Raw genomic sequence first — 11,408 nt, 5'->3', positions numbered from 1 at the left:
AATTCTCTTTCTACAATTATCAGGCCTTTCTTAGAAAATTATTTAGTGTTTTTTGTATCTGTTTTTTAAAGCTGTGCTAATTATGATAATTTGTAATACTAAAAGCGCTGGAATAAATATAAGTTTCCAATCAATTTCAAGCCATCCGGTTTTTGCAGAGACAAGAACAAAACTTATTGATAAAAAAAGACAAAGTAGCATTGTTTTCATTATTATTTTATTTTGGGTTGTGTTAATTTTTGCGAATAAAATATCCGCTTTGTTTTTTGGTCTCATTGTAGGTTAATAGATTCATAACAAATTTAGATTTATTAGAATTGATATCCTTACGGGAATCCGTAAACGTATCATATTATGCTAGTTATACCAATCCAAAATCTTTTGCTATAGCAATTAAATGCACATTATTATTTGCTTTAAAGTAAATTTTTAGTTTATTAATTCTTTTTTCAATACTACTCGTTCCGTTTGGGGTAATAGACAAATCTTTAAATTCTTTTGAAATACTTTCTAAAATATATCCTTGAGATAAAAGTTTTAAAATTGAAATATCATAAGATTCAATTTCAATTAAGGCCTTATCATTAAAATTAAAAGACAAATCAGACGAAAGTATTTTTTCTTCATTATTGAATGTGCTTTCAATCGCATTTCGTAATTCTATAATGCTATTTCTTCCTTTAGAAACGTAGGCATTAATTCCTAGTTCATTAAAAAGCGTTTTAATTCTATAACTTTTGTCTTCAATAGAAAATACAATTTTCTTTAGTTTAGGCTGAACACGATTGATTGCTTCAATTAACCCATCGCCAGTTTCGATATTTGCTTTTCGGTGATCTGATTTGAACGACAGATCGGTAATTAATAAATCATAAGGCTCATTTTCAACCAAAGCTTTTTTTACTTTGAGTAAACCTTCATCACAATATTTCACATGGTGAATTACTGGAACTTGTAGTTCTTCAAGTACTTGAATAACAGCGATACTAATACTGTCTAAATCTTCGGCAACTAAAACTTTTTTAAACATATAATTGTTTTATAATGGGAATGTGAAACTTATTTTTAAACCATTTTCTAGATTCGGTTCAAAATTAATAGTTCCTTTTATTGTTTTAATACGGTTTTCCACATTTTGTAGTCTTTTTTTTAAATTGACATATCCATCAGTGGTTTCTGTATTGTTATCAATATAAATTATTTGAATATTTTTTGTCTCTTTTTTAAAATTTAAGCTTATTAAAGATGCGTTACTGCTTTTCGCCATTTCATTTAAGAGCTCTCGAAGTATTCTAAAAATGGTAATTTTTTTAATTCGATCAATCTCATGCCACGAAAAACTGCTTAAACCATTTGCAATTATATTTAAAGAAGAATTGGAATACTCAGAAAGCATCATTTTTAGATTTTCGAGATAGTTTTCATCTGTTAGTATGGCACTATTTTCTCTCGAAATTTTCCTAGTTTTCAAATAAATTTGATCTAAATGATTAAGTAATTCTTCCTTGCTTTCAGGTTTTTCAAAATTTGAGTTTTGAATATTTGTAGATAATTTAAAAACTTCGCTTGTTAATTCGTTATGAAGTTTTTGAGAAATCCGTAATTCACTTTTAAATATAGTATCGTCTTTTTCTCTTTTCCCTTTTAAAGTAATATGAAGAGTTAAAAACAGCAAAGCGAAAACACTAATAAAAATTACTACATACAAAATGTAACTTTGATTTTTTTGTATTTCAAATTGCAATTCTTTTTCTGCTTTTTGAGTTTTCAGTTCTAAATTCTCTTGTTTATCTTTTTTGAAATAGTATTGTATGTTGGCAAATTGATTTTTTTGTGATAATTGAATTTTATTAATACTGTCGAGATAATGAACATAGATATTAGAATATTTCTTTAAGTCATTTCCTGTAGTGGTTCGTATTAAAGTTTCTAAAGCATACTTTTTTTGCCGATAAGTATTTATTATGCAAGCGTGTTTATAAGCTGCTTCAGCATATTTTTTAGCCAATGCAAGATTTGAATCTACATAATAATCGGAGAGATTTGAGTAACTTTCTGGTAAATTATGTTTGTCATGTAATCGAAGTCTAATCTTTAGAGCTTCTTGGTAATAGGATAGAGCTTTAGGATGTAATAAATTAGCGTAAGAAATACCTATGTTATTTCTCATTACTGCATAGTCAATTAATTCAAAATCTTTTAAAGTATTTGTTTTTTTCTTATTGCCATAATATCCCGTGGTAGTTAGCTGAGTATAAATTTTTACAGCTTTTTTGTATTGTTTTTTATGCATATAAACAAGCGCAATATTAGCTAATGCATTTGCTTTCCTTCTCACAGTTGTATTTAGATCGTAAGCTTTTTTAGCATAGATAAGAGCATTGTCATAATCTTTTGTAGCTAAATAATTACTTGCAAAAACTTTATATGTTTCCCAAGCAAACCTTGGCTTTTTCATGTATTTAAGGTGAGGCAATATTTTTGTAGCAGTATTTTCACTCTCCAGGTAATTGCCTTCATATTGTTGTATAAGCGCTATTGAAATTAGTGCGTCAACATAATCTATTCTATTTTTTTCAGGATCAGAAAGATGAATTATTTTTAAATAATTTTTGTACGCCTTTAAATATTCATTATGATCGTAATCATTATCAGCGATAATAGTCAGTCTTTTTATTTCAGCCGTATTGTCAATTTTTTTTAATACTGCATGCTTTTCCTTTTTGCATGACGTTGGTAAAACGAGCAAAAGAAATACAGAAATTAAAATTTTAACTACAGATGAGACTTTCATTTATGGATTTTAAATATTAAAAAAGGGCATTTATATTATAAAGGAAGATTAATAAAAACTTTAAAACCTTGATTTTCGGAATCAGAAACCTGTAAAAACCCTTTCAATGTTTTAAGACGATTTTCGACACTTTTCAGTCTGTTTTTTAAATTAATACTGCTATTTTGAACTTTTGTATTATTATCGATGTAAATTATCTGCAGGTTTTTATCGTTTATTTTAAAAGTAAGACTTGCCAATGATGCGTCACTATGCTTTTTCATAGTGTCGAAAATTTCTTGAAGTGATCTAAAAACGGTTATTTTTTTAATGCGTTCGATTTTTGACCATGAAACGGTATTTAAACCATTTACTATTATGTGCAAATCAGAATGAGAATATTCAGAAATCATTTCTTTTAAACCAATTTCATAATTTTCATTGAAAGGAATAATACTGTTCTCTTTAGAAATTTTTCTGGTTTTCAAATAAATTTGATCTAAGTGATTAAGTAGTTCCTCTTTTGTTTTTGGTTCTTCAAGATTAGAATTTTGAATACGTGTCGATAATTTAAAAACGTCATTTGCCAATTCGTTGTGAAGCTTTTGCGAAATTCTTAGCTCGCTTTTAAATATGGCATCATCTTTCTCTTTTTTTCCTTTTAACGTAATGTGAAAAAATAAAAAGAGTAAAATGAAAGCACTGATAAAAATTACTACATAAGAAATGTTGCTTCTATTTTTCTGCCTCTGCATCTCTAATTCATGCTCAGCTTTTTGGGATTTAAGTTCTAAATTTTCTTCTATATCTTTTTTGAAATTGTATTTTATATCTGAAAATTGATTTTTATTTTTTAATCGGGCTTTATTAATACTGTCTGTAAAATGGATATAAATATTAGTATATTTTTTCAATTCATTTCCGGTCGCAGTTTGAACCAAAAAACTCAAGCAATAATTTTTATCTACATAGAAATTGACTTCAGAAGCCTTTTCATATCCCAATTTGGCATATTTATTTGCTAATGCGGGGTTGGTTTTTAAATAATATTCAGAAAGAGCGGCATAACTGCTAGAGATATTATCACGGTCATTTATTTTAAGTCTAATCTTTAAAGATTTATTGTAAAAATCTATAGCTTTTGGATTTTTTAAGTTTTGATAGCATATACCTAAGTTGTTTAACATTACAGCATAATCCATTAATTCAAAACGATCACAGCTGTTTGTTTTAAATTTTTGAGCGTGATATCCCTCTGTGGTAATTTTCTCAAACATATAAGCAGCTGCGTTATATTTTTTTTGCTTCATATACACGATACCTATACTGTTTAAGATGCCCCATTTTCTAAATGCACTGGTATTAAGGTTTAATGCTTTTCTAAAATACACTAAAGCGCTTTCTAAATTGTCGGTTTTAAAATAATTAAATCCCTGAATAAAATAGGCATTCCAAGCAAATCTTGGTTTCTTCATATATTTTAAGTGCGGTAATATTTTAATTACCGTTTCCTCACTTTGTATATAATCACCCTGATATTGATAAATGTAAGCTAGAGATATTAATGCATCAACATAGTCGATTCTATCCTTTACAGTATCTGAAAGAGAAATTATTCTAGTATAAGTGTTGAAGGCATTTTTATAATCAGAGTTTTCAAAACAACTATCTGCAATAATTGTTAATCTTTTAACTTCTGCCGTATTATCAGTTTTTTTTAATACCGCATGCTTTTCCTTTTTGCAAGACGTTGGAAGAACGAGCAAAAGAAGTACAGAGACTAAAATTTTAAGTAAAGCTGGGGCTTTTTTCATTTTGAGACTTGGGAAAAACAATTCGTTAAATTAGGCAGGAATTTTAATAAAAACCTTAAATCCTTGATTTGGACTAGAAGATATATCTATAGCACCTTTAATTTTTAGAATTCGATTTTCTACATTATAAAGCCCGTTTTTAAATACAATTTTCTCGGTATCTATACCTTTTCCGTTATCGGTGTAGTTAACTAAAATATTTTTTTCTGTTTGTTTAAAATTTATCCCGACTAATGAAGCTTCACTATACTTACGCATATTTACAAGTAATTCTTGTAATACTCGATAGATAGTAATTTTTTTATTTTTGTCAATTTCATCCCATAGAATACTGTCTAGCCCGTTTAGAATTAAAGTGATATTCAGAGTACTGAAACCAGAAATCATTTCTTTAAGTGATAAAATATAATTTTCATCAGTAGTAATGGTGCAGTTTTCTTTCGAAATGTCTCTTGTTCGAGAATATATGGCATCTAAATTATTTAGTAATTGCTCTTTATTTTCGGCCAGAGATAGATTTCTGTTTTCGGCGAAAGCCATAGTGTGATAGATATCGTTTGCTAACTCGTCATGCAGTTTTTTTGAAATTCTAGTTTCACTGTTGTAAGCGGCTTCAATTTTTTCTCGATTTGCTTTAGAAGTTAGATAATAATATAAAATTAAAATCAAACAAAGACTCAGAACAATTATGATATAAGATATTATGTTTCTGTTTTTTTGTCTCTCAAGCTTTAATTCATTTTGTGCTTTATGTGTTTTAAGTTTCAAGTTTTCTTCTCTTTCGCGTTTAGAGTCATACTTTATTCTCGCAAATTGATTTTTAGCTTTTTGTGTAACTTCGTAAGTACTATCAACAAGACTTATATATTCGTTCGAATAATTTTTAAGTTCTAAATTCGAGCTGTTTTTAATAATCATTTTTAAAGCAGATAATCTCCCTTCTACATGATTTATTCTACTGAATTCTTTATAACTTAAAACCATGTACTTCTTTGCTAAAGACAAATCTTTAAATTCATAGAATTCTGCAAGATGAATATAACTTTTTCCTAATCCATACGGGCTTTTTAAAGTTTTTCTAATTTCTAAACCTTTCTTCAAGTAATGCAAGGCACTTTCGTTATTGTGAATTTGATAATAGCAAAGTCCAATATTGTCTAATAGTGCTCCATAAAATTCTTTATCTCTAATTACCTCTTTTTTATTTTCTAAAGGAAGAAAGATGTTTAGGGCTTCATTAAATTTTTTCTCTTGAATTAATGTAACCGCAATATTGTTTTTTGAGGCTAATTTTTTCCACGGCTTTACATTAAGCTTTAGGGCTTTTTTATGGTATAAAATAGAATTTTTATAATCGAAAGTGTTTAGGTAATTGCTCCCTAAAGTAGTATAGAGGTTCCAAGTCTGAAGTTGGTTTTTTACAAGTTTAGTGTATGGTAACGCCTTAGTAATTGTTGCCTCACTTCCAGCATAATCTCCATGAGTCTGCTGGATAATTGCCATACGATTTAAAGTACTTATGTAGTTTTCTGCGTCATTTGAAGGTGAACAAATAGATATTGTTTGATTGTAATAAAAAAAAGCGCTATCGTATTTATTAGTGTCGAAAAAATTATCTGCAACTGCAATTAGTCTATTAACTTCAGCTTTATTATGGATGCCTTTTAAACTATTGTTTGTTCTCTTTTCACAGGAGAAAAGAGTAATAAAAACAGCAATTAAAAAGGAAAATATTTGTATTCTTTTTGGTATCATGCGCCAAAAATAAAAAATCTGAGTTCCTGTGAAAGAGTATAAATACCTGTTTTTGTAAAAAGTGCATTTTTTTTATTTTCTAGTATTCATTTACAGTGATATACAAACAAACCCTCTGAGTGAGGGTTGTCAAAAATTTAAAATGTTGTAAAACTTATCTTTATAAAACTTAAACGGCTCTCATTCCAGTTGCAATTGCAAGTCTATTCCAAGAATTAATTGTAATAATTGCTAAAATGATTTCGGCAAGATATTTTTCATCAAATAATTGAGCGGCGTTTTGGTAAACTTCATCAGAAACATGATTGCTGATTAAAGTTACTTGTTCTGTTAAAGCTAAGATCGCTTTCTCTTCTTCGGTATAAACATCAGCTTCACGCCAAGCACTTGTTAGGTATATTCTCTGTTCAGAAATTCCATGTTTTCTGGCATCAGCAGTGTGCATATTAATACAGTAAGCACAGCCATTTATTTGAGAAGCACGTATTTTAATTAATTCTTTGTGTACAGGCGTTAATGAAGTAGATGCGATATATTTTTCTAGGTTTAATAAAGCATTATAAGCTTCCGGAGCAACATTCGGGATAACAATTCTTGATTTCATTTTTTTGTGTTTTAAAAGTTCATTACAAAGGTCAATAATGTATGCTTTCAAAAACTTGAACTACTTCAAGAAATTCAAATTAGACTTTCCCAGCTCTTATTTTACTCATAAATTCTGCTGAAAAATCCAGATAGGAGGCAAGCATATATTGTGGAACACGTTGAACAAATTCTGGGAAATGGTCATTAAAGTGATGATATCTTTCTTCAGCCGACATTGTAAATAAGAATTTGATGCGCATTTGCATAGCGCCGAAACTTTTTTGTGTGACTATTCTGAAGTACCTTTCTAGATACGGTATTTCAATTAGCAGAGATTCTAAAATTGTCTTATCTATAGCTATGACTTCTGAATTTTCTACTGCCTGCAAGTAAAAGCTTGAAGGAATATGATTGTGGTAACTTAAATAATCGGTAATCCACCAATTTTCGATACCAAATTGCAACGTTTGTTCAGCTCCTTTAGAGTTGATGATATATTGTCGCATACAGCCTTTAACAACAAAATACATGATGTTGCAGATTTGACCTTCTTCTAAAATATGTTCTTTCTTTTTTATTTTAGAAAGTTCTAGGCATGATTCTAATTTATCAATATCTGAAGGTTCAAGAGAAATGAATTTTTGAATATGATCAAAAAGAGCTTTGTGCATAAAACAGTTTTAGTATTATACAAATGTACTTTTTAAATTTTGTTTTTAGAAAAGCAGGACAATTGAAACTTCTTTAAACAAAAAAACCATTCGCGTTAACGAATGGTTTTATATAATAAGTAAGTAATCTTAAATTGAGTTTATAAAACGTTTATTTTACTTTATTAAGAATAGCTTTGAAAGCTTCTGGGTGGTTCATAGCTAAATCTGCAAGAACTTTACGGTTCAATTCGATTCCGTTAGCTTTAACTTTCCCCATGAATTGAGAATAAGACATTCCTTCTAATCTAGCTCCAGCGTTGATACGTTGAATCCATAATGAACGGAAATTTCTTTTGTTTTGTTTTCTATCGCGGTAAGCGTAGCTCATCGCTTTCTCTACTGCATTCTTAGCAACTGTCCAAACGTTTTTACGTCTTCCAAAGAAACCTTTGGCTTGCTTCATTATTTTTTTTCTTCTTGCTCTTTTAGCAACTGAATTTACCGATCTTGGCATAATTTTAATGTGTTTTTGTAGCAGGCGTCCTGAATTGAATCAAAGGAACTTCAAAGCCATACTCCAAGGTTATATAAATAATTTTTTAACCTAAAGAATTATTAGATAATTCTTAATTGTTGTTTGATGCTTTTCATATCTGTTTGGTGAACTAGCGCTGAGTGAGTCAAAGCTAATTTACGTTTTTTAGATTTTTTAGTCAAGATGTGACTTTTAAAAGCATGCTTTCTTTTAATCTTTCCAGAGCCAGTAACTTTAAAACGTTTCTTAGCGCTAGATTTTGTTTTCATTTTAGGCATTTTTCCTAGTTTTTTAATTTATTCTTACTTACTTATTTTTTTAGTTGTCAGTCGCAGTTTTCAGTTTACAGTACGAAAACTGAAAACTGCGACTGCAAACTGTTTTACTTTTTCTTCTTCGGAGCAATGAACATGATCATTCTCTTTCCTTCTAAAACAGGCATAGCTTCAACTTTACCGTGTTCTTCTAAGTCTTGAGCAAGACGTAATAATAGAATCTGACCTTGATCTTTGTAAATGATAGAACGTCCTTTAAAGAAAACAAAAGCTTTTAATTTAGCTCCTTCTTTCAAGAATTTTTCAGCGTTCTTTCTTTTAAACTCATAATCATGCTCGTCAGTTTGAGGACCAAATCGAATTTCCTTTACAACAACTTGAGAAGATTTAGCTTTTAAAGCCTTATCTCTTTTCTTTTGTTCGTAAACAAATTTCTTGTAGTCCATAATTTTACAAACCGGTGGTTCAGCGTTTGGCGAAATTTCAACTAAATCCAACTCAAGTTGGTCAGCTAAACGTAGCGCATCAGCTATTTTAAAAACCCCAGGCTCAATGTTTTCACCTACAAGACGTACTTCGGGAACACGAATAAGATTGTTTATTCTGTGTGCATCTTTTTTTTCTACTCGAGGTTGAAAACCTCTGTTACTTTTTATTGCTATGACTTTCTAATTTAAGTTAAACTGTAAATACTTTTAATGTCTTTTTTATTTCTTCGTCTACAATCGCAGCAAATTCTTCGATTGAAACAGTGATATTACCTTTTCCTTCTTGTCCGTGACGACGAATAGAAATCGTACCGTTTTTCTCTTCTTCCTCACCAACGATAAGCATAAATGGAATTTTCTGCATTTCTGCATCTCTAATTTTCTTACCGATAGTTTCATTTCGGTTGTCAATTAGGGCGCGAATTTCGTGATTTTCTAGCAAATCTAAAACTTTTTTAGCATAATTTTCGTATTTCTCGCTCAAAGACAAGATAATAGCCTGCTCAGGCATTAGCCAAAGTGGGAAATTTCCTGCTGTATGCTCAAGTAAAATTGCTATAAAACGTTCCATAGATCCAAAAGGAGCTCTGTGAATCATAACAGGGCGATGTAATTCATTATCAGCACCTTTGTAAGTCAATTCAAAACGCTCTGGTAAGTTGTAGTCTACCTGAATTGTTCCTAATTGCCATTGTCTTCCCAAAGCATCTTTTACCATGAAATCAAGTTTCGGACCATAAAATGCAGCTTCACCATATTCTACAACAGTATTAAGACCTTTGTCTTTTGCCGCATTGATAATAGCATTTTCTGCCTTTTCCCAGTTCTCATCAGTACCAATGTATTTTTCTCTATCTTCTTGATCTCTTAACGAAATTTGAGCAGTAAAGTTCTCAAAGCCTAAAGAACCAAATACATATAATACAAGGTCAATTACTTTTTTAAACTCCTCATCTAATTGCTCTGGAGTACAGAAAATATGCGCATCATCTTGAGTAAACCCTCTAACACGAGTTAAACCATGTAATTCTCCAGATTGCTCATATCTATAAACAGTACCAAATTCAGCATAACGCTTAGGTAAATCTTTATATGACCAAGGTCTTACATTGTAAATTTCGCAGTGGTGAGGGCAGTTCATTGGTTTCAATAAAAACTCTTCACCTTCTGCAGGCGTATGAATTGGTTGGAAACTGTCAGCTCCATATTTAGCATAGTGACCAGAAGTTACATAAAGTTCTTTTTGACCAATGTGCGGACTAACAACTTGCTCGTATCCAGCTTTCTTTTGTGCTCTTTTTAAGAATTGCTCCAAACGATCTCTTAAAGCAGCGCCTTTAGGCAACCATAATGGTAAACCTTGTCCCACTTTTTGAGAAAAAGCAAACAATTCAAGTTCTTTTCCTAATTTACGGTGATCACGACGTTTTGCTTCTTCAAGAAGTTCAAGATATTCAGTCAAATCTTTTTGTTTAGGGAACGAAGTTCCATAAACACGAGTTAACTGCTTGTTTTTCTCATCACCTCTCCAGTAAGCACCAGCAACGCTCATGATTTTCACAGCCTTAATGATTCCAGTGTTTGGAATATGTCCACCACGGCATAAATCAGTAAAAGTAGAATGGTCGCAGAATGTAATAGTACCATCTTCAAGATTAGAAATCAATTCAGTCTTGTACACGTTATCTTTGTACATCTCTAAAGCTTCCGCTTTGGTTACAGGACGCATTTTAAAATCGAACTTTCCTCTTGAGATTTCAAGAATGCGATCTTCAATCTTTTTAAAATCAGCTTCAGAAATTTTCTGATCTTCAAAATCTACATCATAATAAAAACCATTAGCAATTGCAGGCCCTAGAGTTAATTTAATTCCAGGATACAATTCCTCAAGAGCTTGAGCCATTACGTGTGAAGTCGAATGCCAGAAAGCTTTTTTTCCTTCCGCATCATTCCAAGTATATAATATAAGATTACCGTCGGTCGTTAATGGAGTTTCGGTTTCAATAGTTGTACCATTAAAAGATGCAGAAATCACGTTTCTAGCAAAACCTTCGCTAATGTTTTTAGCGACCTCCATTGGAGTTACGCCCGAAGCGAACTCTCTAATTGACCCATCGGGTAAAGTAATCTTGATCATTGTTTATAATTTTGTGAATGCAAATATACATGATTACAAAAATACATACAATACGTATTCATAAGTTTACTGTATTATATATGTATAGCTTTTGCACTCCATTATATATATGAGTAATTCTTATTCATAACCTGACAGGTTTTTAAACACCTGTCGGATTTCTTTTTTGTACATATATATAAGTATGATTTGAATATTATGGTTTTTAAGGAGCTGTTTCCCGCTATCCGCTTCAATCTTTTTATGGCGAACCCCGCCACAAAAAGGATTTCCGCTTCTATCGGGGCTAGGGCATCGGTTTCCGGAAGAAGCTTTTAGATGGAAAGAGAGGATTAAAACGATAAAGAATCATATAAAAAGATGCGGAAACGCTGAAAAATCCCCAAAAGCGGC

General features: G+C 30.7%; 11 protein-coding genes. All 11 read right to left on the bottom strand.

Annotated elements, in window-relative coordinates:
* Positions 1-42: 42 nt before the first annotated feature.
* The 11 genes from V6624_RS00155 to thrS all read right to left on the bottom strand — a co-directional run bounded on the left by V6624_RS00155 (position 43) and on the right by thrS (position 11,015).
* The gene (locus V6624_RS00155; RefSeq protein ID WP_338840477.1) at positions 43-276 is read right to left on the bottom strand and encodes a hypothetical protein; all 234 of its coding nucleotides are present in this window, start codon (positions 274-276) and stop codon (positions 43-45) included.
* Between the two features lie 85 nt (positions 277-361).
* A complete protein-coding gene (locus V6624_RS00150) occupies positions 362-1,030 on the bottom strand; it encodes a response regulator transcription factor (protein WP_111285992.1) in 669 nt (222 codons plus the stop codon).
* A 9-nt stretch (positions 1,031-1,039) separates the two neighbouring features.
* Positions 1,040-2,794: a hypothetical protein gene (locus V6624_RS00145; protein WP_338840476.1), complete on the bottom strand. Its 1,755-nt coding sequence runs from the start codon at positions 2,792-2,794 to the stop codon at positions 1,040-1,042.
* A 35-nt stretch (positions 2,795-2,829) separates the two neighbouring features.
* Positions 2,830-4,587, bottom strand: a complete 1,758-nt coding sequence (locus tag V6624_RS00140) for a hypothetical protein (protein ID WP_338840475.1) — start codon at positions 4,585-4,587, stop codon at positions 2,830-2,832.
* 30 nt (positions 4,588-4,617) lie between these two features.
* A complete protein-coding gene (locus V6624_RS00135; RefSeq protein WP_338840474.1) occupies positions 4,618-6,342 on the bottom strand; it encodes a tetratricopeptide repeat-containing sensor histidine kinase in 1,725 nt (574 codons plus the stop codon).
* Between the two features lie 169 nt (positions 6,343-6,511).
* A complete protein-coding gene (locus V6624_RS00130; protein WP_111286000.1) occupies positions 6,512-6,946 on the bottom strand; it encodes a carboxymuconolactone decarboxylase family protein in 435 nt (144 codons plus the stop codon).
* Positions 6,947-7,025: 79 nt separating this feature from the next.
* Complete coding sequence (locus V6624_RS00125) at positions 7,026-7,598, bottom strand: Crp/Fnr family transcriptional regulator (RefSeq protein ID WP_338840472.1); 573 nt, start codon at positions 7,596-7,598, stop codon at positions 7,026-7,028.
* Positions 7,599-7,749: 151 nt separating this feature from the next.
* Positions 7,750-8,094 carry a 50S ribosomal protein L20 gene (gene rplT / locus V6624_RS00120; RefSeq protein WP_008464948.1) on the bottom strand — a complete coding sequence of 115 codons (345 nt, stop codon included), beginning with the start codon at positions 8,092-8,094 and terminating at the stop codon, positions 7,750-7,752.
* A gap of 101 nt (positions 8,095-8,195) precedes the next feature.
* Positions 8,196-8,393 carry a 50S ribosomal protein L35 gene (rpmI, locus tag V6624_RS00115; protein ID WP_026727505.1) on the bottom strand — a complete coding sequence of 66 codons (198 nt, stop codon included), beginning with the start codon at positions 8,391-8,393 and terminating at the stop codon, positions 8,196-8,198.
* Positions 8,394-8,497: 104 nt separating this feature from the next.
* Positions 8,498-9,052, bottom strand: a complete 555-nt coding sequence (gene infC, locus V6624_RS00110; RefSeq protein WP_111286002.1) for a translation initiation factor IF-3 — start codon at positions 9,050-9,052, stop codon at positions 8,498-8,500.
* A gap of 16 nt (positions 9,053-9,068) precedes the next feature.
* Complete coding sequence (gene thrS, locus V6624_RS00105; protein WP_111286004.1) at positions 9,069-11,015, bottom strand: threonine--tRNA ligase; 1,947 nt, start codon at positions 11,013-11,015, stop codon at positions 9,069-9,071.
* Between the last annotated feature and the right edge of the window lie 393 nt (positions 11,016-11,408).

This window comes from Flavobacterium ginsenosidimutans, assembly GCF_037478105.1.
GTDB lineage: Bacteria > Bacteroidota > Bacteroidia > Flavobacteriales > Flavobacteriaceae > Flavobacterium > Flavobacterium ginsenosidimutans.
Note: the sequence above shows the minus strand (reverse complement) of the source record. Positions and strands in the feature narration are given on the sequence as shown.

Coding starts and splice junctions, on each gene's coding strand:
- V6624_RS00155 (WP_338840477.1), bottom strand. CDS start 276: ATGAGACCAAAAAACAAAGCGGATATTTTATTCGCAAAAATTAACACA.
- V6624_RS00125 (WP_338840472.1), bottom strand. CDS start 7,598: ATGCACAAAGCTCTTTTTGATCATATTCAAAAATTCATTTCTCTTGAA.
- thrS (WP_111286004.1), bottom strand. CDS start 11,015: ATGATCAAGATTACTTTACCCGATGGGTCAATTAGAGAGTTCGCTTCG.
- V6624_RS00130 (WP_111286000.1), bottom strand. CDS start 6,946: ATGAAATCAAGAATTGTTATCCCGAATGTTGCTCCGGAAGCTTATAAT.
- rplT (WP_008464948.1), bottom strand. CDS start 8,094: ATGCCAAGATCGGTAAATTCAGTTGCTAAAAGAGCAAGAAGAAAAAAA.
- V6624_RS00150 (WP_111285992.1), bottom strand. CDS start 1,030: ATGTTTAAAAAAGTTTTAGTTGCCGAAGATTTAGACAGTATTAGTATC.
- V6624_RS00140 (WP_338840475.1), bottom strand. CDS start 4,587: ATGAAAAAAGCCCCAGCTTTACTTAAAATTTTAGTCTCTGTACTTCTT.
- V6624_RS00135 (WP_338840474.1), bottom strand. CDS start 6,342: ATGATACCAAAAAGAATACAAATATTTTCCTTTTTAATTGCTGTTTTT.
- V6624_RS00145 (WP_338840476.1), bottom strand. CDS start 2,794: ATGAAAGTCTCATCTGTAGTTAAAATTTTAATTTCTGTATTTCTTTTG.
- rpmI (WP_026727505.1), bottom strand. CDS start 8,393: ATGCCTAAAATGAAAACAAAATCTAGCGCTAAGAAACGTTTTAAAGTT.